Genomic DNA, 20,334 nt, shown 5'->3' on the forward strand with positions numbered 1-20,334 from the left:
TTGGTGAACCACAGGCCCGCCGTCGCATCCAGATACCGAGTGCCCTCGCGGTCCCAGATGTACGCGCCCTCACCGCGAGAGACGACAAACGCGCCGTTCTTCTCCACAGCGCCCATGTCCGCGAACCCGTGCCACAATGCCGAAGCCATCGTCTTTCTCTCCCAACTGGATACGTTCGAAATAGATCGGTCAGTTCACGCGGAGTGCGGGCGGAAGAACCCGCTCGACCCACTGGGTTGCCTGCTCGAATGCGTAGGCGAGTTGGAGTACGTCCAAGTCGGCTCCGTGCCGACCGATGATCTGGATACCCATGGGAAGCGAACGATCGTCGAAGCCGACCGGCATCCCCGCAACCGGAACCCCGGCCATCGTCCAGGGAACAACCGTCTCCATCCACCGGTGATACGTGTCCATCGATCGGCCGTCGACGGTCTCGGGCCAGTGAGTGTTCTTGTCGAAAGGAAACACCTGGGCACTGGGCGCAAGAATGTAGTCGTAGGTTTCGAACATCTTGGTAATGGCCGACAGCCAGCCGTTGCGGGCCTCCGCGGCCTTGGTCACGTCGAGAGCCGACAGTGTGACCGCGTGCTCGAGTTCCCACAACAGTTCGGGCTTCATCAACTCGCGCAAGCTCGGATCGTTGTACTGATCGATCAAGCCGAGCTGTGCCCACCAACGCCACCGCAAGAACAGTTGCCAGATGTCCTCGGGTTTGAAGTCGGGAAGCGCCGCCTCGACGCGGCACCCCAACTGTTCGAAGACCTCGAACGAGGATTCGCACAACTCGAGAACTCCAGGTTCGGTTGCCAGGTAACCGTTCCAGTCACCGACCCATGCGATCCGAGAGCCCTTCAGATCACGTGCGAGGCTTTCGGTGAATACCGCGGGATCCTCACGAATCCCCAACGGTGCATGAGCATCCGGCCCCGCCATCGTGGAAAGCAGGTGAGCCACGTCGGTGACGGTTCGGCCCATCGGGCCCACAACGGCGCCCTGAGCGATGAATCCCGTCTCCGGTATCCGACCCCAGGATGGTCGAAACCCAACAACGTTGTTGAATGCCGACGGGTTTCGGAGCGAACCCATGTAATCGCTTCCATCAGCCACCGGCAACATGCGGAGCGCCAACGACGCTGCGGCGCCACCGCTGCTACCGCCGGCAGTGCGCGAATTGTCGTACGGCGACACCGTCGTACCCCACACCGGGTTGTACGTCTGGGATCCGAGTCCGAACTCCGGTGTGTTCGTCTTGCCGATCACAATGGCACCGGCAGACCTGATCCGCTTGACGAACAGTTCGTCATCTTCGGCGATTCGATCCGCGAACATCGGCGACCCGGACGTGAACGGCAGACCCTTGGCTGCCGAAAGATCCTTCACCGCATGCGGAAACCCGTGCATCCAACCGAGATACTCCCCACTCGCCAACTGCGAATCACGCTCGCGCGCCTCCGCCGTCAACGCTTCCCGATCCCGCAATGCGACGATCGCGTTCACCGCCGGGTTATGTAATTCGATCTGATCGAGGAAGCTGTCCATCACCTCGACACACGACACTTCACGCCTGCGTATCAGACCACTGAGCGTGACCGCATCGGCCATGACGAGTTCGCGATTCTCGGGCGCACCGGAAACGCTCTCGTCGACAGGGTCAGCAGCATGAACCATCGTGAATCCTTTCAAGCAGTGAAGTGGGGTACGCCGCGGCGGACTCGCCGCCACCGGCAACTGATTCGAGGACGAATTGCCGGTGGCGGCGCGACTGTCGAGGTTTCCAGCGAGGTTCTTGCCTACTACTGACCGAGATCGACGATGGCAGCGACTGGGCCGCCGCCCTCGGGACCCTGGTGCGCTGCCGATACCGAGACGAACACTGCCGGATCGCCGGTGACAGCTGCCGTGACTCCGCCGACACACGACTTGATCTGGCGGTGCCAGTGCACGTCGGAGTCGTCGAGCATCGCATTACGACGGCCACGGACCGTTCCGTCCTGACTGGCCTCGCACTTCAAGAACACGTTGACGAGTTGACCGTCCAGGTCGCTCGGGTGCGGCCGCTCCGGAAGTTCGAGTCCGGCGTCACGGATCGCCGCCCAGATGCCGTCCTGGTCGAGCGGATCCTTCATCACGCTGTGGCCGATCCGGTAGCGTCCGCCGACGCCACGTGCGTTACCGACGACGACGATCTGCGCGCGGTCCAACTCGACGCCGGACGAGCAGGATGCGACAGAGGAGAAGAGTTCGCGGCTGTGCATGACATCCTCGTCGGTCGGCATGTCGATTTCGCCGAGCGCAACCGCGATCCCCAGAGCCGTTCCGCCGTTGGACAGGTCCATCGACTCATGAGTCTGTTCGGTCCACACAGTCTTGCCGCGGCTCTTGGCGTCACGGATGGTGTGAATTGTCAGCAACGGAGTCTTGGTCTGTACGTAGTGCACGTCGGCGGGATCGGTGATGCCGGCATTGACCATCGCGTCTTTCACTGCCGCAGCAACTTTGGTGATCATGGCCGTACGGCCGATGTCCTCGGGCAGCAGTTGCTCACTCATGGCGACACCCACGGTCAGTCGCGGCTCGTCGGTCTTGGTGACCTTGTCTGCCGGCACGGTCGCGAAGATCGTCGCGTGCGGGCTGATCACGCCGTCCGTGCCGCCGGACCAGACGATCGGCACCTCCGCCACTTCTTCGGGACTGCGATTACCCTTGGCGGAGAGAACCTCTCGGAACGCTCGGTCCGCGATGATGCGTGTGTAGTCGTTGACGCCGCCGTTACCCTCGGTTTTGCCGATGACTGCAATGACGCGGTCGGCCTCGAGGACACCGTCGTCGATCAGCTTGGCGAGCTCACTGGCGTCGGAGACGCTGTGTAGCGGAACCTTACGGACCTCGATTGCTTCGGGCATTGGCATCTCCTTGTATAGGGAATCGTGGAGGCAAAATTGGGCCTTGACAGCTCCGGGCGCTCAGTCCAGCCGAGCGGTTCGGAACTGCCGTGTCGACCACGCTATGACGACTCGAACCCATCGGCATCGTCAATACTTGCCCAAACGAAAACCGCGATTGGTTATTTCGACTCCGATTCACCGGTTGTGCGCCGCCACATCGGTTCTCACTTACGATTCGACCATGGACACCACTGTTGTCGACCATCCGCTGGCGGCATCGCTGCTCACGACCATGCGCGACGCTCGCAGCGACAACGCAACGTTCCGGTCCGCCTTGCGCAGACTGACCCATATGTTGGTCTACGAGGCCATGCGCGGCGCAGAACTGGAACAGTTCGACATCGAGACGCCAGTTGCTCCGACGCTGGGGGTGCGGCTGGCGAATCCACCGCTCCTGGTCCCGGTCTTGCGAGCGGGCCTCGGCATGGTCGAACAGGCGAGTGCCCTTATTCCGCAGGCAGGCGTCGGTTTCGTGGGAATGGCACGAGACGAGAAGACACACCAGCCGGTTCCGTATCTGGAGTCCCTGCCAGCTGATCTGTCGAGCACCCCCGTCTACGTCCTCGATCCGATGTTGGCGACCGGTGGATCCATCGTCCGCACAATCGATCTGCTCATTGCACGCGGAGCCACCGATGTGACTGCAATATGTGTCGTCGTGGCTCCGGAAGGGATCGAAGCACTGAAGAACTCCGGACATCCGGTCCGGCTCCTCACAGCGAGCATCGACGACGGCCTGAACGAAAATGCTTTCCTGATACCTGGACTCGGAGACGCGGGCGATCGCCAATTCGGGCCGCGGTAGTTGGCAGACATACGGAGAACCGCTCATTCCGAGAGGCTATTTTCGTCAACTGTTGACAATGTTCGTCGCGTGATCGAGCGTAGTCTCGCGACATGGATAGATCTGCCAAATATTCGAGCGAAGAGCTTCAACATTTGCCAGAAGGTGGCGACTACAGACTCACAGTTCGGGATGTCCTCGAGCTGCCCAGTCTGCGTGGAGCCGAAGTCCTTGCCGGGCACGGGGGCTTGCGCCACCTCGTTCAATCGGTGAACGTGATGGAAGTACCGGACATCCTCGCTTGGGTGAAGCCGAACGAGTTGTTGGTGACAACCGGGTTCCCGCTGCGCTACGGGCGAACCGGCGAGCTTCTCGACGACACAGATCTCAGTGACCTCGTCGACGGTCTTGCACGTCGAGGAGTCGCGGCACTTGCCGTGAAAACGGGCCGTTATCTCGACGAGCTGCCCGAGGCGATGCTGCACATGGCAGAGCAGCGAGGGCTTCCGCTGTTGGTTCTTCCCGTCACCGCGGGATTCGACGAGGTGATCTCGGAGGTCTTCACCAAGTTGGTGGCGAAGCAGTCCGCGGCACTCGACATTGCCGATCGACTTCACCGCTCGTTGACGTCGATCGTCTTGGAAGGTGGCGATCTACCTCAGATTGCCGCAGAATTCGCCGCGCTTTTCGACGTCAGCGTTCTCATCTGCTCGCCGGACGGAAGAGTGTTGACGGAGGCCGGAGATTCAGCCGCGCTGAACGCGCTTCCGTTGTTCGAAAGCACCGGTCGGTTCCTGACCGAACGGGTCGCTGTCGGTTTACAGAACGCGCCCAAAGGATTTCCTGGTCAGTTGGCGCTCACCCGGGTGGTGGCCGGCGGCACCGACCACGGCCGAATGGTGGCGTACGCCGGCACCCACGAACTCGGCGCAGTTGTCGTTCAAGCGCTGGAGCGAGCGGCCACCGTTGCCGCGCTGGCCGTCACCAAACAGCTGGCAGTTGCGGCAGTGGAATCCAAGTTCCGCGGCGACTTCCTCCGCGACGCACTGATAGGCGAAGCCGGCTCGCCGGCGGAAGTGAGCGCGCACTTCACCCAGTTGGGGTGGGATGTCACTCGTCCACTTACCGTTGTGGTTGCAGAACTCGACGTCGATCACCCGGAATCCCAGCACGCGAATTCCACTCGCACGGACCAAGATCGACTCAGCGACGGCTGGCAACAAGTGGTACGAACACACGAGCGGACAGCGCCGTCCGTCGGGTTTCGACACGAGGTGGTCACGCTTTTCCCGACCAGCACCGACCGTGCGGTTCGGGACATCGAAGGGTTGGTGCGCAAGGTTGCCGGCGATCGCACCAGCGGCCGCCGATCCTTCAGCACGGGAGTGAGCCGGGTGATCTACTCCCTGGCCGATCTACCCGCGGCCTACGACCAAGCCTGTACAGCCGTGGTCGTCGGCCGACGTATCAACGGGCCGGGGCAGATCGCACACTTCGACGAACTCGGTGTACACCGACTCCTCTCGCTCCAGACGGACAAGAGCGAACTGCGTTCGTTCACCGATGACGTTCTGAAGTCCTTGTCGGCGGACAACGCCGAAGCCGCTGACCTGCGTCTGACACTCCAGACCCTGCTCGACTGCAATTGCAATGTCGCCGAGGCCTCCCGGGCGCTGCACATGCACTACAACACTTTGCGTTACAGAATCGGAAAGCTGGAGAGCGTCGTCGGATCGTTCACCGACGACCCCGTCCTTCGATTGAACGTCTCACTCGCCCTGCAGGTCATGAAGATGCACGAAATGTCATGACTTCGCACGATATGAGCTGACAGAACGTCCCGATAACGGTTCGATACAACCGCAATCGCGCCGCCCGGTGAGCGTTCGTCACTTCTTACCCACCACTGACACCCGTCGTCGGCAAGGTTACCCATGTGCCGTTCACCGGTGCCCGCTTACGGTTCGAAAGACGGGCCGCACATACCTCCTTCAGTGGCCCTGGCCGGTTTCTCGGTCCAGCGGACCGGAGTCGACCGAACTACGGAGGCCTCAACCACCAACTGGCTCAGCCAATTACACCAGAACACGGCGGTGCGACATGAACTCGACTTCGAAGCCTCACAACACAAGTGCTCGTAGTGGTCCGTTACACGACGTGATAGTCGTCGACCTCACGCGCGCACTCGCGGGTCCTCACGCGGCAATGATGCTCGGCGATCTGGGTGCCGACGTGATCAAGGTCGAATCACCTCACGGCGGCGACGACACCCGTGGGTGGGGGCCGCCTTTTGTGGAGCCCACGTTGGAACCACCGAACACACAACGGGAATCGACGTATTTTCTGTCCACGAACCGGAACAAGAAGTCGATCACGCTCGATCTGAAATCCGACAGTGGGCGCGCGACCCTCGAAGATCTCGTCTGCCGCGCCGATGTTCTCATGGAGAACTTCCGCACCGGAGTTCTCGATCGACTCGGATTCTCGACCGAGCGGCTGGCCGAACTCAATCCTCGACTGATCGTTCTGTCCATCAGCGGTTTCGGCCACGACGGCCCGGAAGGCGGTCGCGCCGGCTACGACCAGATCGCCCAGGGGGAAGCCGGACTCATGTCGCTGACCGGCTCGAGTCCGGACGACGTTCAACGAGTCGGAGTTCCGATCGCCGATCTTCTCGCCGGAATGTACGGGGCGTTCGGTGTCGTCGCGGCTTTGAAGGAACGCGAACAGACGGGGAAAGGCCGCGTTGTCCGAACGTCGCTCTTGGCCAGCGTGGTCGGTGTTCACGCGTTTCAAGGAACGAAGTGGACCGTCGCCGGTGAGGTAGGCACAGCGCAGGGCAACCACCATCCCTCCATCGCACCGTACGGGCTCTTTCGTACCGGCGATGGCGCAGTGCAGATCTCGGTCGGCAGCGAAAGCCTGTGGAGAAGATTCTGCGAAGGATTCGACCTCGACCCTGACGCCCCGGGTATGGCAACAAACGCCGAACGCGTCGAAAATCATTTCCAGGTCGTCGAATTGATCGAACGTACCTTCAAGCCGTACTCGCGTGACGAGCTTCTGACCGAACTCGACCGCATCGGAGTACCGGCAGGACGGGTTCGGACGATCTCCGAAGTGTACGAATGGGAGCAGACCCGATCACAGGGATTGCTCGTCGACGTCGACCACAGCACGCTCGGAAACATCACACTGCCCGGTCCACCGCTACGATTTTTCGATCCGGACGGAACCGAGGTGACGGAGACCCGCCACACTGCACCTCCGGTTCTCGGTGAAGACACTGACGAAATCATGTCATGGCTACAAGGATTCACCCGATGAACCGCCTGACGGCTCGCGACTTGCTCGACCTGGTAATCGATGCCGGCACCTGGGAGTCGTGGGATACCCCTCCGATTCCCGTCGCGACCGACTCCGACTACGCCGAAGCACTTCTGCGGGCCCAGGAGAAGACCGGGCTCGACGAGTCCGTCCTGACCGGAAGCGCCTCCGTCCGAGGCCGCCGTGTGGCAATCATCGTCTGCGAGTTCGGTTTTCTCGGTGGTTCGATCGGCGTGGCGGCGGGAGAACGCCTCGTCGTCGCCATCCGTCGAGCCACTCAAGAGCAGCTGCCCCTTCTTGCGCTTCCCACGTCCGGGGGAACGCGTATGCAGGAGGGGACGACGGCGTTTTTGCAGATGGTCAAGATCACCGCGGCGCTCATCAAGCACAAAGAAGCGCACCTGCCCTACATCGTCTATCTCCGAAACCCCACCACCGGAGGCGTATTCGCGTCCTGGGGATCACTCGGTCACGTGACGATCGCGGAACCGGGGGCCCTCGTCGGATTCCTCGGCCCTCGAGTGTTCGAGGCCTTGTACAACTCACCTTTCCCCGCCGGTGTCCAGACAGCGGAGAACCTTCACGAGCACGGACTCATCGATGCAGTGAGGCCGCCAGACCAGCTCGCCGAAATCGTCGAACGCGCATTGCGCATCATCACCGGGGCGCATCGTGGGTACTTATTGCCCAGTGACCCGTGCTCGTACGATTGCCCACCCGATACGTCGGCGTGGGAATCCGTCGTCGCATCCCGGCGCGAAGACCGACCGGGGATACGGGAAGTGTTGCTCAATTCCGCCTCGGACATGCTCCCGCTCAACGGAACCGGCCAAGGCGAGAACGATCCCGGCATCATGCTCGCGCTCGTTCGCTTCGGCGACATGCCCTGCGTCCTTCTCGGACAGGACCGGCGCGGACAGACTGCTCACTCCCCACTCGGCCCCGGCGCTCTGCGGGAGGCTCGGCGAGGTATGCGGCTGGCCGCAGAACTCGACCTGCCGCTGGTGACGATCATCGACACAGCGGGCGCGGCACTGTCGAAGGAGGCCGAAGAAGGTGGACTGGCGGGCGAGATCGCTCGGTGCATAGCCGACATGATTTCACTCGAGGTCCCCACCATTTCCCTCCTGCTCGGGCAGGGCACGGGCGGCGGCGCCCTGGCACTGATTCCGGCCGATCGAGTGCTGGCGGCCCGCCACGGTTGGCTCTCGCCCTTACCTCCCGAAGGTGCGAGCGCGATCATGTTCCACGACGTCACGCACGCGCCGGACATGGCAGCCAGTCAAGGGATCAGGTCCTTCGATCTGCTCGCGGGCGGCATCGTCGATCGGGTCATCCCCGAATTTCCCGATGCCGCGGACGAATCCGCCGCCTTCTGCACTCGCGTCGGAGCGGTACTGCACTACGAGCTGAGCGTGCTCAGTACTACCGATGCGACTGAACGGCTCAACACCCGCACCGAACGCATCGACCGTATCGGCCTGGTCGAAGCCAGTACCTCCGTCTGATCGATCAGTACCCAGAACACCGGAAAGGGGGGGGGGGCACGCGATCGACGAAGGCCGGACATCCTCCGCGGAGGATGTCCGGCCTTCGTCGATCGAGCACACTCAGCCAAGCGTCACGTGAGTTGCTTGGCGGGTTCCTCCCGATCGCCGCCGGGAGTCTTCGAATCCGGCTTGTTCGGTTCCGGATTCTTCGCATTCAGTTCCGGGTTCTTCGAACCGATGAACTGGCACAGGTGGTACATCCCGATCACGACGATGGTGCCGAGCGCGATCCCGCTGAGCGAGAACGTGTCACTGAACTTCAGAGCCGTGTCGCCGATACCGATGATGAGGCCGGCCGCGATCGGCATGAGGTTGAGCGGATTGCCGAAGTCGACGTCGTTCTCCTTCCAGATCTTCGCGCCGAGCAGACCGATCATGCCGTAGAGCACCACGGTGATTCCGCCGAGAACACCGCCGGGCGTCGCCGAGATGACGGCACCGAACTTGGGGGAGAAGCCGAGCATCATGGCGACGATGCCGGCAACCGCGTAGGCGGCGGTGGAGTACACACGGGTCGCTGCCATGACACCGATGTTCTCGGCGTACGTCGTGGTGGGCGAACCGCCGACGCTGCTGGCGATAGCGGTGGCGAAACCGTCACCGGCGAGCGCACGTCCCATGTACGGGTCGAGGTCGTCCCCGGTCATCTCGGCCACGGCCTTGACGTGGCCCGCGTTCTCCGCGATCAACGCGATGACACCCGGAAGGACCAGGATGATGAACGTGAGGCTGAACGACGGAGCGTGGATGCCGACGATTCCGTTGGCCTCGTCCGAGAACGGGGGAAGGCCGAACCACGACGCCGACTGCACCGAATCCCAGTTGACGCGGAAGTGCTCGGTGATCTGACCGGTGCCTGCGTCGTAGGAGGTGATCGTCCCCGAGACCCGGTCGAGGATCCAGGAGAGGACGTAGCCGAAGATCAGCGCCAGGAAGATGGCGATGCGCGCCATGAAGCCTCGTAGCGCGATACTCATGACGATCAGGGCCACCATGACGATCAGAGCCACCCACTGGTCCTGTGGCCAGTACAGCCCCGCGACGACGGGTGCCAGGTTGAATCCGATCAGCATCACCACTGCGCCGGTCACCACCGGGGGAAGAACCTTGAATACGACCCGGCCACCGAGGAAGTGGATCGCGATACCGATGGCTGCCAGGACCAGTCCGGACACCAGGATCGCGCCGGTCACCTCTGCGGACGTTCCGCCTTGGGCACGAATGGCGGCGATACCGCCGACAAAGGCCGCCGACGTACCGAGGTAGCTAGGAATGCGTCCCTTGACCACCAGCAGGAAGAAGAGCGTACAAAAGCCCGACATCATCACGGCAAGTTGAGGATTGAGCCCCATGATGATCGGGAAGACGAACGTCGCGCCGAACATCGACACCACGTGCTGGCTGCCCAGCCCGATGGTTCTTCCCCAGCTGAGCCGCTCGCCGGGAGCGACCACTTCACCCGGTCTGATGTTCTTTCCATCTCCGTGCAACGTCCAAATCGGCATGATGGGACCTTTCGTGCAGAGGAAGGTGTCCGAACGCTGAGTGTGCTCCAGCTCACAAAACACCGTGACTGGAGTGAAACGCTATTACAGCGCAGGGGTATCGACGTGATGACAATCTGCCAGAACCCACGGACTCGGATTGGCAATATTAGTGATTGATGCCGCGCATCGCGGTTATCTTCAGTGCTAGAGACAGATCCAGCCGGAGCTCGGGTTGCGCCGTGAAGGGTCCAAGCATTTTCTCCAGCTTAACGACCCTGTAACGCAGTGTGTTGTAATGGAAGTGGAGCTTGCGCGCTGTCTCGGCGATGTTGATGTTGGTCGCGAGCAAGACTTCCAATGTCTTGCGCATGTCCTGCGCTTCGGCAGTTTCCTCCGTCAGTTCCCGCAGTGTCTCCCGCGCGAACGTCTCCAGCTCGTTTTCGTCCTCGACCAGACTGAGCAGTCTGTACACACCGAGATCGTCGAACTGAGTCACCGTCCACGGACCGGAGATCCGGCGTCCGACGGTCAGTGCGGTGCGCGCCTGACTGTAGAGCGCGGGGACGGCGTCGATCGCCGCTGTCGGCCGGGACACCCCGACACTGAACGGCCTTCTCCCGCCGCCACCTTCACCGCGAACGACCGTGACGAGGTCCCGCACCAATGCCATCGTGTCGGTGCCGACGCCCATCACGATCACCGTCTCGCCCGTCAGCGCGGTCACCGCCGCACCGGGATCGCGGTGGGCGATCGCCCCGGAGAACGCCATCGCCTGGCGATCGACAACAGGCAGCCGAGCGGGCGCCGCAGAGGCCGGTTCGTCGATCGGGTCAGGCTCGATCGAGACGATCACCAGCGGGCGGTCGAAGTCCCAACCGAATGTCTTGGCATGGGAGACAACGTGATCGTGGTCCCCGGCCCGGCCGAGGAGCAGGTCGTGAACGAAGTTGGCGCGATGGCGTTCTTCCACCGACGCCACGGCTTGTTCGCGGGTGATGACCAACGCACACACCGACGCGGCCCGCTCGACCAGGTACTGGTCGTAACTCGTCATGACGCGCTCACCGGTGAACAACGCGAGACGCCCGTGGTCGATGTGATTGGCGGAAATCGCGGACACCGCGATGAATTGACCGTCGAACTCGTGCAGACCCAATCCGCCCTCGACGGTGTCGGTCCGCAGACGACCGGTGGAATCGACGGCGGGACAGGCAGACAGATGCTTGCGCTCCGCGGCGTCCCCGGCGCGGCAGATCTCGCGTCCGTCCGAGGTGGTGATCAGGGCGGCGCCCTTCATCTCCCGTGCGATGACTTCGGTCAATTGCGGGAGGCCGCCGCCGCCCATCACGACGTCGACCAGCAGCCGTCGCAAGCGCTCGGCCCCGAACATGGCGTCGATCTGGGCCGACTCCGTCTGCTCACGGTCTCTCGCCGCAGGGTGATCACACGCACCGTGAAAAACCAGGAGCGGGAAGCCGGCGCTTTCGGCCGCGTCGACCAGCTCCGGCGCGAGAGTGTCCCCGTCTGCGCCGAATTGGACGGCAAGTGCCGCAACACCTCGCGTCGACAACCGTCCGACAAATGCTTTGAAGGTTTCGGTGACCCTGGCGAGGGTTTCCGGCGTGGTGATCAGCAACTGTCCGTGCCGCAGCCACGGTCCGATGTCCGGAACCGCCATGAATCCCACCCGGGCTACCGTCGGGTCTTCGCAGCCGCCGGCGACCTTTCGAACACCAGGAAGGAGCTGGGTTCGAAAAAGTTCGGAGAGAACAGCATTCACCTCGGATGCCGGTACGGCCGGGTTTGCCACTTGGCAGGCACCTCGATTTCATTCGGATCACGGAAGATGGTTCACGAAAGAAACGATCCTATCCCCACCGAACACAAGATGTCCGAATTCAGCGCAGTCGACTCAGGCCGTTCGATGCAGGGCGGTCGGATTCTCCTGAGGTGGCGGGTGGATCGGCCCCTGCAGATCCCGCAGTTCCAAACCGGAGGCATTGCGCAGGGTCTTGGTCATCTCGGCGAGGATCGACACTGCAGTCTCCTCCGGTGTCCTCGCGCCGAGATCCAACCCGATCGGTGAGTGCAGACGCCCCAACTCGACGTCGGTGACGCCTCGCTCCTTCAACAGCGCCACCCGACGCTCATGCGTCGCACGACTTCCCATCGCGCCGACGTACGCAGCCGGCGAACGCAGCGCGATCTCGAGCAACGGGATGTCGAACTTCTCGTCGTGAGTGAGCACGGCCAGGACGGTTTTGTTGTCGATCGGTGCGGTTTCGAGGAACTTGTGTGGCCACATGACGACCAGATCGTGGGCGTCGGGAAAGCGCGCCCGTGTCGCGAAGACCGGCCGTGCGTCCACGACGGTCACTCGGTAACCCGCAAAGGCGCCCAACGTACACATCGAGGCGGCGAAGTCGATGGCCCCGAACACGTACATCCTCGGTAGTGGCGCGAAGATCTCGACCAACAGGTCGTGCTGCGAATCGATGAGGGTTCCCGCCGGCGCGACAAAGGCTACGGACTCACCGGTGTCCATCGTGCGCAGCAGGATGGAGACCTCGTCCTCCGTGGCATCCAGATCCCCGCTGCGTCGGCCGTGCTCGACGACGAGGTGCCGCGCCGGCGCTCCCGGACGCACTTCGGTGACCACGACGACGGGCGTATCGGCCTCGATCCGTTCACAGACCTGACCGAACTCGGCGAAATCGGCTCCGACAGCCTGGACAAACACTTCGATGGTTCCGCCGCAGGTCAGCCCCACCCCGATGGCGTCGTCGTCGGAGACACTGAAGACCTCGACGCGACTGGTGCCGTCGGCGAGAACCTCCTGGGCGATCTCGTACAGTGCACTCTCGATGCACCCGCCCGAGACGCTGCCGACCACCTCGCCGGAGCGTGAGACGGCCATCGAAGCACCGGGCATGCGCGGTGAGGATCGCCAGGTACGGACAACCGTCGCCAGTGCAAAATCCTCGCCGCGGGCGTGCCACTGCGCCAGCTGAGTGGAAATGTCGCGCATCGCCTCGCCTCCCGCTTGCATCGCCGTCCGTAGAGAGTTCACGGTATCGGCCCACCGCAATCCTGCCTGTCACACAATGCGCCTAAATCCGGGCCCTGCAGTTGTGCAATGTCGCCGTCGCATCACCTTGCGCTCTCGACCAGTGTTGTCACCGAGCCCAGCCGAAAGCAGGCCTGACCTTCATTCTTCCCCTCTCCGACGATCACTGCAGCGGCAATTCACGCAGATGGTGCGACGGATCGAGTGGGCGACGTTGCACACCACAGAACCGAGGTTTCTCCCATGGACCAATTGCTCAGCGGTATCAAAGTTCTCGACCTCACCCGTGCTCTCGCGGGGCCTCTGTGCACGTCGCTGCTCTCGGATTTCGGCGCCGACGTGGTCAAGGTCGAAACCCGTGGCTCCGGCGACAGTTCGCGTCAGTGGCCGCCGTTCGACGGCGATCGAAGCCTCTACTTCGCTTCCGTGAACCGCGGCAAACGGTCGATCGCCATCGACATGCGCAGTGACCGCGGGCGGAAACTGCTTCGCAGCCTGGCCCTCGACGCAGATGTGCTGGTCGAGAACTTCCGTCCGGGAGTACTGGCCGACATGGGGCTCGATCCCGACTCGCTCGAGCAGGAGAATCCAGGGCTCGTCGTGATGAGCATCAGTGGTTTCGGCCCGGTGGGCCCTGACCAGTTCGCGCCCGGACTCGATCAGGTGGCCCAGGGCATGTCCGGGCTGATGTCGGTCACCGGTGCCGGGGAACAGACCCCGATGCGGGTCGGTATCCCCATCATCGACACGGTCTCGGGCATCTACGCAGCGCTGGGCATCACGGCGGCGCTTGCCTCTCGCGGTCGCGATGGTCGTGGGCACCGCGTGCAGACCTCGTTGCTGGAATCCGCGATCTCGATCATGACCTTCCAGGCGCAGGACTACCTGAGCACCGGGCGGGTTTCGACGCCGAACGGCAATACGCACCCGACGATCACGCCGTACGGCGCTTTCGACACTGCCGACTTCCCGATCAACATTGCCACCGGCTCGGACAAGCACTGGATCGCACTGTGCTCGGTACTCGGCGACCCCGAGCTCGCCTTCCGTACCGAATATGCCACGGGTAAAGAACGTTTGGCGCACCGAGACCAACTGACCAAAGAACTCGAGGACCTACTGACCACGAAGGGCGCGGCGCAATGGATCTCCGAGATCCGCGGTGCCGGAATCCCCTGCGGCCCCATCCATTCGATCGATCAGGTGTTCTCCGACCCGCAGGTCGAGGCATTGCAGATGGTCGAGCAGACCCAGAGCGCCGACGGAACGTCGATTCCCGTTGTCCGCGGACCGTTCTGGGTGGACGGCAAGACCCTTCCCGTCAGGAATGCGCCACCCATGACTCTCGGCGGTGACGCCGACGACGTACTCACCGACTTCGGCCTGCGCCCGGAGGAGATCGAGGATCTTCGCGCAAATTCGGTGATCTGACCGCACACTAGTAACAGAGCAGACGCTCTGTTACTGTGCGTTCATGCCTCGGCCACGCGTCCACGACCTCGACACCCTGCTCGACGCTGCCGAAAAACTTGCCGCCACTGCCGGACCGAGCGCTGTCACGGTCCGGGCAGTCTCCGACGCCACCGGTGTATCCAACGGGGCGATCTATCACGCATTCGGCTCTCGCAGTGGACTGGTCGGTAGCGCGTGGCTGCGTGCTGCGCGACGATTTCTCGCGCTTCAACAATCGAGAGTGGACGACGCTCTCGCGGACCCGTCGCCGACTTCGGCGGTTTCCGCCGTCGTCGCAGCCGCCGAAGTTCCGGCCGTCTTCGCGCTCGACTACCCACAATCCGCGTTGCTGCTGTTGACGATCCAGCGCGACGAACTGCTCGGCACCGACGTCCCTGCCGACATCGCCGAGCAACTCACACAACTCGACCGGTCTCTGGTCGAGTTGTTCATCCGGTTGTCGACCGCGCTCTGGGGCCGCAAGGACGGCAGAGCCGTCGAGGCAATCGAGGCCTGTGTTGTCGGCCTGCCTACCGGATTACTCATTCATCCCGCCAAACGCGCCGACGGTTGGCGAGTCCCCGACGCCGCAGCACGCGCGCGGTTGGATGCCGCCGTTCGAGCGGTTCTGCATCTCGACCCACCACTGCCCAAGCCACGCAACAGGAAAGGCCAATCATGACCGCAACTCTGCGCTTCGAAGACAAGATCGCCGTTCTCGATCTCGGCGAGGACGAGAATCGATTCTCGCCGGAGTGGCTCGATTCCGTCGACAAGCTACTCGACCAGGCTTTGAGCGAAAGCGCACATGCCCTGGTCACCACGGCGACGGGCAAGTTCTACTCCAACGGACTCGACCTCGACTGGCTGGGCGCGAACGGCGACAAGGCGAAGTGGTATGTGCAGCAGGTGCAGTCGCTGTTCGCCCGGATGCTGACGTTCCCGATGCCCACCGTCGCGGCGATCAACGGCCACGCCTTCGGAGCCGGCGCCATGCTCGGCATCGCGCACGATTACCGCGTCATGCGCGATGATCGCGGCTACTACTGCTTCCCGGAGGTGGACATCAACATCCCCTTCACCGAAGGAATGGCAGCTCTCATCCAGGCCAAACTCAGCCCGGCGTCGGCAATCGTCGCCATGACCACGGGGCGGCGATACGGCGGAAGTGACGCATTCGCAGCCGGTTTGGTGGACTTCACCGCATCCGTCGACGCTTTGACCGCCAAGGCCATCGAAATGGTTGCACCGATCGGCCCGAAGAATGCGGGCACACTGGGGGCAATCAAGTCGACGATGTTCGCTTCAGTGGTCACCGCTCTGAACACCGACGGCTAGAAGCGACGGACTGTGTTCTCGCAGAGCCGCTTCCAGATCGTCGGCAACACTTTCGGGATCGCGGCCTTCGGTGCTCAGAACCACGTCGACTCCACTGAGCGTCGGCATCGAACCGGCCAGCAGTTGTGACGCCTCCACCAACTCGTCCAACCCGGCCCAGCCGGCCGGTTCACGTTCGATGATTCTGGTACGCAACGTATCCGGATCGGCCTCGAGGCGCGCCAGCAGGTGCCCCTCGGCGCCGGTCGCGGCCAGCAGGGCGCGCCCGTAGTCGTCGTCTTCGACGGTAGCCGTGAGGAACAGGAGTTCGTACCCCGCTTCCCGGTACGACGCACACAGCATCCCGACGTGTGCGATTGCCCGTTCGGTCCCCAGCGGCGGATAGCACCGCTCGAGTTCGTCCACCTCGATCATCGCGTTGCTCACCCCGGCCTCGCCGAGTCGATCGTGAAGCGCGGTCAGCACGGAACTCTTCCCCGCGCCCGGCGGGCCTGTCAGCAGCAGTACGAACACGTCCTCCACTATTGCAGAGCCGTAAGCACGTCCAGAACCTTGTGCAGGCGCGGGGCGGCGAGAAGGCTGGAGAAGACAGCTCGACATGTACAACAGCCCTGATCGGAGCACAGCGATGACCACCACGATCACCGAAATCGCGCCGGACATCTACCGACTGTCGACCTTCGTGGACGAAGCGAACCTCACGATGAACCAGTTTCTCGTCGACGGCGAGGAACCCTTGCTCTTCCACACCGGGCAGCGAGCGTTGTTCACCTCGGCTTCCGACGCACTCTCCACGCTGATCGACATCGACCGTCTGAAATGGATCACGTTCGGTCACGTCGAGGCCGACGAATGCGGGTCCATGAACTCCTGGCTTGCGGCGGCCCCCGAAGCGCAAGTTGCACACGGTGCGATGGGGTGCTTCGTCCAGGTCAACGATCTGGCCGATCGGGCGCCACTTCCCTTGCAGGACGGCGACGTACTCGAAACCGGCAGCCGCCGAGTCCGGCACATCGACACCCCACACGTCCCACACGGTTGGGACGCGGGCCTGATGTTCGAGGAGACGACGTCGACGCTGTTCTGCGGAGATCTGTTCACCGCGTTCGGGCACCACCCCGCGACCACCGAGCACGAAATCGTCGGCCCCGCTTTGGAAGCCGAGGACTTGGGCCACGCCACCTGCCTCACCCCGGATCTCGAACCCACGATCCGTGCCCTGGCCGACCTCGAGCCGCGGATTCTGGCGACCATGCATGCACCGACGTACTACGGCGATTGCGTCACCACTCTTCACGACCTTGCCGACTCGTACGCAACACGTTTCGCAGCCGAAACCGAAAAATGGAAGTCAGACTAGAGCTTGCGCCTTCGACGTGATTCGCGCCGCCACGGACAGCGCAACGTGCTCGCGGAACGGTCTCGCCACCACCTGCACCCCGATCGGTAAACCGTTGCGGGAGAGTCCTACCGGAACCACGACCGACGGAAGACCGAGCACACTGATCGCCCGGCAACTCGCGAGCGCATCCATCCATGTGAGTTTGCGACCGTCCACCTCGAAGCTCTCCACACCGAGCGGCGGAGCGAGCACCGACGCAACCGGCAGGATCAGTGCGTCTCCCATCTCGCCGAGGAATTCGCTGATCAACACCGCGCGATCCGCCCACAGCGCTTCCACCTCGGCGGAACTGCGATCACGGCCTGCCGCAAGCATGGCGGTGATGTCCGCGTCGAAAGCGTGCGCTGAACCTGCTGCGAGAGAGTAGATGTCCGCGTGGGTCTCGACCGATCGCAACGCACCGAAAAGCGCGTTGGCCCGCGGCAGAGCCAGACCGTCGCACTCGCTCGCGTCCAGGCTGATCGCCACCGTCCGAACCGCTGACCGGATTTCTTCGTCGACGGGAATCGTTCCCTCGCCGGTGGCCCAGCGGATGTCGAGGTCGTCGACGTCGACCGAATCAGGCTCGGTCCACGAGAAATGCGGCTTCGACAGGACGCGCAACGCAAGCGCCGCATCACCGAGGTTGCGGGCCAGTGGGCCGATGGTCTGGATCGTGCCGTGCATCGTCGCAGGGTTGGCGAGTACCCGTCCATCCGAAAGCACGCCTGGATACTGACCTTCCGGATCGACACGTCCGAGCGTCGGGCGAACCGAAGTGAGGCCGGTGCAGTGGGCGGGCCAACGCACCGAGCCACCAAAATCCGTACCGAGTCCGAGCACGCTCATTCCGGCAGCAACCGACGCGGACTCGCCGCCACTCGATCCGCCGGGGGACCGGACGACGCCGTCCGGTCGCACCGGACTGGCCGTGGTTCCGAACAGTTCGTTTCGAGTCAGGCCGCACGCGCCGAATTCCGGGGTGTTGGTCTTGCCGATCAGAATCGCACCGGCAGCCTTGAATGCCGCGACGGCCGGGGCGTCGACGGCCGGGACGTTGTCCGCCAGAGTGCGAGAACCGGCAGTGGTGCGCACGCCGGCAGTGGCGATCAGGTCCTTGACCGTGAACGGAACCCCGGCAAGGGGGCCGAGTGTCTCACCGAGAAGGCGTCGCTCGTCCAGGGAATCCGCGGCCGTGCGAGCCTCCTCGGCGCACACGGTGACCAGTGCGTTGAGTTCGACATTGCATTCGCCGACCCGTGCGAGATGTTCTTCGACGACGGTCCGCGCCGACACCTGACCCGACCGCACGGCCTCGGCGATGGATCGGGCATCACGGCCCACCCAGCTCTCACGACTCATCGCACGCCTCTCCTTGCCAGTACCCTCTGCCGAGCGTAAGGACAACGAGCAACCCGAGAAACGACCACAATGCACATACCGACGGCGCCGGCGATGTGAGGTTTTGCCACAACGTTGGCGGCCCCGGAGGGATCGGTCAGGTGCTGGTACCTACAAACCCTGCCTGATGAATGCAGCAAGCTTCTCGATCTGTTGCTCGTTTCGCTTGTAATGCCGCCACTGACCGATTCGTGTGGTGGTCACCAGATCCGCGGCCTGGAGTGCGGCCATGTACTGAGACGCCGTCGATTGCGACACCTTCGCCCTCGCTTGAATGTGCTTGAGGCACACTCCGACCTCCTCAGCAGGCTCGAGCTGAGGGGGAAAGCTCCCGGGGTCTTTCAACCACTGCAGGATTTGCACACGCATCGGGTTGGCCAGCGCCTTGAACGCCGTTTCCCACTCGGTTGTTGCGTCTTCCATGTTCGTGAGCATACCGCTAGATCGCGAAATGCCGATATGTGTGGTTCACTCCCTATATCGCAACATCGCGATATACCAATGGGAGGCTGAAATGGTGCAGCACGACAAAGTGGCACTCGTGGTCGGAGCCCGAGGCGTGATCGGTGGGAACTTGATCGATCACCTCGAGTCGACCGGAGAATGGAAGTTCATCGGACTCTCGCGGCGAGGCGGTACGGACACCGACCGGGTCGAACACATCGCAGTCGACCTGCTCGATCCTTACCGGACTGCAGCGGCACTGAGCGGACTGGGCGACGTCACTCACGTCTTCTACGCCGCCTATCAAGACCGCCCGACATGGGCCGAGCTGGTTCCGCCCAACTTGGCGATGCTGGTCAACACTCTCGACGCCATCGAGCCCGTTGCGGGCGGACTCGAGCACGTCAGCCTGATGCAGGGCTACAAGGTTTACGGGGCACACCTCGGACCGTTCAAAACTCCGGCCCGCGAGAGCGATCCACCGCACATGCCACCCGAGTTCAACGTCGACCAACAGCAGTTCCTCGAACGTCGGCAGCTCGGCAAGTCGTGGACATGGTCGGCGATCAGACCCTCGGTCGTCTCCGGATTCGCACTGGGTAACCCGATGAACCTCGCGATGGTCATCGCCGTCTACGCGACCATCTCGAAGAAACTGGGTGTCCCACTCCGATTCCCCGGCAAACCCGGCGCGTACACCAGCTTGATCGAGATGACCGACGCCGGACTCCTGGCCGAAGCGACGGTCTGGGCCGCGACCAACCCCGAGTGCGCAAATCAGGCGTTCAACATCAACAACGGCGACCTGTTCCGCTGGCAGGAGATGTGGCCGAAGATCGCAGCCTTCTTCGACATGGACGTCGCACCTCCGCTCCCGATGTCCCTCGATGTCGCAATGGCGGACAAGGAGTCGGTGTGGGATGAACTCGTCGAGGAACACCAACTTGCTCGGACCCCGTATTCCGATGTCTCGTCCTGGGGGTTCGGTGACTTCGTATTCGGATGGGACTACGACTTTTTCGCTGACGGATCGAAAGCTCGGCGGTTCGGATTTCACCGCCACGTCGACACCGAAGCGATGTTCCTCGACATCTTCGCCAATCTGCAGGCTCGGAAGATAATCCCCTGACTGAAACACGGTCACTCGGATCCTACGAA

Annotated in this window: 18 protein-coding genes and 1 pseudogene; 10 read left to right on the forward strand and 9 right to left on the reverse strand. The window is 62.9% G+C overall.

What is annotated here, in order from left to right; translation table 11 throughout:
* Both AC1Q61_RS26825 and AC1Q61_RS26830 read right to left on the reverse strand, forming a co-directional pair.
* Positions 1 to 149, reverse strand: a pseudogene (locus AC1Q61_RS26825) (aspartate aminotransferase family protein); the annotation flags it as partial.
* Positions 150 to 189: 40 nt separating this feature from the next.
* Entirely contained in the window at positions 190 to 1,668 is a 1,479-nt protein-coding gene (locus AC1Q61_RS26830; protein WP_042926166.1) for an amidase, read from the reverse strand.
* Here AC1Q61_RS26830 and AC1Q61_RS26835 point away from each other — a divergent pair.
* On the forward strand, positions 1,660 to 1,800 hold the full coding sequence (locus AC1Q61_RS26835; RefSeq protein WP_155277953.1) for a hypothetical protein: 141 nt from the start codon (positions 1,660 to 1,662) through the stop codon (positions 1,798 to 1,800). The two genes, AC1Q61_RS26830 and AC1Q61_RS26835, sit on opposite strands and share 9 nt — an antisense overlap.
* Here the strand turns inward: AC1Q61_RS26835 and bar are convergent.
* A complete protein-coding gene (bar, locus tag AC1Q61_RS26840; RefSeq protein ID WP_050655951.1) occupies positions 1,794 to 2,903 on the reverse strand; it encodes a barbiturase in 1,110 nt (369 codons plus the stop codon). The two genes, AC1Q61_RS26835 and bar, sit on opposite strands and share 7 nt — an antisense overlap.
* A 223-nt stretch (positions 2,904 to 3,126) precedes the next feature.
* Here bar and upp point away from each other — a divergent pair, with 223 nt between their 5' ends.
* The 4 genes from upp (at position 3,127) to AC1Q61_RS26860 (ending at position 8,564) form a co-directional block, all read left to right on the forward strand.
* Complete coding sequence (upp, locus tag AC1Q61_RS26845) at positions 3,127 to 3,750, forward strand: uracil phosphoribosyltransferase (RefSeq protein ID WP_007735207.1); 624 nt, start codon at positions 3,127 to 3,129, stop codon at positions 3,748 to 3,750.
* A 92-nt stretch (positions 3,751 to 3,842) separates the two neighbouring features.
* Positions 3,843 to 5,540 (forward strand): PucR family transcriptional regulator, encoded by a 1,698-nt coding sequence (locus AC1Q61_RS26850; protein WP_039973473.1) that lies wholly within the window; start codon positions 3,843 to 3,845, stop codon positions 5,538 to 5,540.
* A gap of 289 nt (positions 5,541 to 5,829) precedes the next feature.
* Entirely contained in the window at positions 5,830 to 7,056 is a 1,227-nt protein-coding gene (locus tag AC1Q61_RS26855; RefSeq protein WP_007735210.1) for a CaiB/BaiF CoA transferase family protein, read from the forward strand.
* Positions 7,053 to 8,564, forward strand: coding sequence for a carboxyl transferase domain-containing protein (locus AC1Q61_RS26860; protein WP_030537717.1), 1,512 nt, complete (start codon positions 7,053 to 7,055; stop codon positions 8,562 to 8,564). Before AC1Q61_RS26855 ends, AC1Q61_RS26860 begins: the two co-directional genes overlap by 4 nt.
* A gap of 113 nt (positions 8,565 to 8,677) precedes the next feature.
* Here the strand turns inward: AC1Q61_RS26860 and AC1Q61_RS26865 are convergent, their stop codons facing one another.
* The 3 genes from AC1Q61_RS26865 to AC1Q61_RS26875 form a co-directional block, all read right to left on the reverse strand.
* Positions 8,678 to 10,111 (reverse strand): uracil-xanthine permease family protein, encoded by a 1,434-nt coding sequence (locus AC1Q61_RS26865; RefSeq protein WP_215516208.1) that lies wholly within the window; start codon positions 10,109 to 10,111, stop codon positions 8,678 to 8,680.
* 148 nt (positions 10,112 to 10,259) lie between these two features.
* The gene (locus tag AC1Q61_RS26870) at positions 10,260 to 11,903 is read right to left on the reverse strand and encodes a PucR family transcriptional regulator (RefSeq protein ID WP_042926160.1); all 1,644 of its coding nucleotides are present in this window, start codon (positions 11,901 to 11,903) and stop codon (positions 10,260 to 10,262) included.
* Positions 11,904 to 12,005: 102 nt separating this feature from the next.
* Entirely contained in the window at positions 12,006 to 13,121 is a 1,116-nt protein-coding gene (locus AC1Q61_RS26875; RefSeq protein ID WP_042926172.1) for an XdhC family protein, read from the reverse strand.
* Between the two features lie 282 nt (positions 13,122 to 13,403).
* Here AC1Q61_RS26875 and AC1Q61_RS26880 point away from each other — a divergent pair, with 282 nt between their 5' ends.
* The 3 genes from AC1Q61_RS26880 to AC1Q61_RS26890 are packed head-to-tail and all read left to right on the forward strand — an operon-like array spanning position 13,404 to position 15,950.
* Positions 13,404 to 14,591 (forward strand): CaiB/BaiF CoA transferase family protein, encoded by a 1,188-nt coding sequence (locus AC1Q61_RS26880; RefSeq protein ID WP_003946016.1) that lies wholly within the window; start codon positions 13,404 to 13,406, stop codon positions 14,589 to 14,591.
* Positions 14,592 to 14,634: 43 nt separating this feature from the next.
* A complete protein-coding gene (locus tag AC1Q61_RS26885) occupies positions 14,635 to 15,294 on the forward strand; it encodes a TetR/AcrR family transcriptional regulator (RefSeq protein ID WP_003946066.1) in 660 nt (219 codons plus the stop codon).
* Positions 15,291 to 15,950, forward strand: coding sequence for an enoyl-CoA hydratase-related protein (locus tag AC1Q61_RS26890; protein ID WP_007735215.1), 660 nt, complete (start codon positions 15,291 to 15,293; stop codon positions 15,948 to 15,950). The genes AC1Q61_RS26885 and AC1Q61_RS26890 overlap by 4 nt, the downstream gene beginning before the upstream one ends.
* On the opposite strand, the gene AC1Q61_RS26895 is transcribed toward AC1Q61_RS26890, so the two are convergent.
* Complete coding sequence (locus tag AC1Q61_RS26895; protein WP_235808504.1) at positions 15,918 to 16,613, reverse strand: ATP-binding protein; 696 nt, start codon at positions 16,611 to 16,613, stop codon at positions 15,918 to 15,920. The two genes, AC1Q61_RS26890 and AC1Q61_RS26895, sit on opposite strands and share 33 nt — an antisense overlap.
* Between AC1Q61_RS26895 and AC1Q61_RS26900 the strand changes: the two genes are divergently transcribed.
* Positions 16,579 to 17,310, forward strand: coding sequence for an MBL fold metallo-hydrolase (locus AC1Q61_RS26900; RefSeq protein ID WP_030537720.1), 732 nt, complete (start codon positions 16,579 to 16,581; stop codon positions 17,308 to 17,310). The two genes, AC1Q61_RS26895 and AC1Q61_RS26900, sit on opposite strands and share 35 nt — an antisense overlap.
* Here the strand turns inward: AC1Q61_RS26900 and AC1Q61_RS26905 are convergent.
* Both AC1Q61_RS26905 and AC1Q61_RS26910 read right to left on the reverse strand, forming a co-directional pair.
* Positions 17,302 to 18,693, reverse strand: a complete 1,392-nt coding sequence (locus tag AC1Q61_RS26905) for an amidase (protein ID WP_042926157.1) — start codon at positions 18,691 to 18,693, stop codon at positions 17,302 to 17,304. The genes AC1Q61_RS26900 and AC1Q61_RS26905 overlap by 9 nt on opposite strands.
* Positions 18,694 to 18,843: 150 nt before the next feature.
* A complete protein-coding gene (locus tag AC1Q61_RS26910) occupies positions 18,844 to 19,155 on the reverse strand; it encodes an ArsR/SmtB family transcription factor (protein WP_007735219.1) in 312 nt (103 codons plus the stop codon).
* Positions 19,156 to 19,246: 91 nt separating this feature from the next.
* On the opposite strand from AC1Q61_RS26910, the gene AC1Q61_RS26915 reads away from it, so the two are divergent.
* The gene (locus AC1Q61_RS26915) at positions 19,247 to 20,305 is read left to right on the forward strand and encodes an SDR family oxidoreductase (RefSeq protein WP_492651249.1); all 1,059 of its coding nucleotides are present in this window, start codon (positions 19,247 to 19,249) and stop codon (positions 20,303 to 20,305) included.
* Positions 20,306 to 20,334 lie beyond the last annotated feature (29 nt).

The organism is Rhodococcus sp. MPR-R1B, assembly GCF_058793255.1.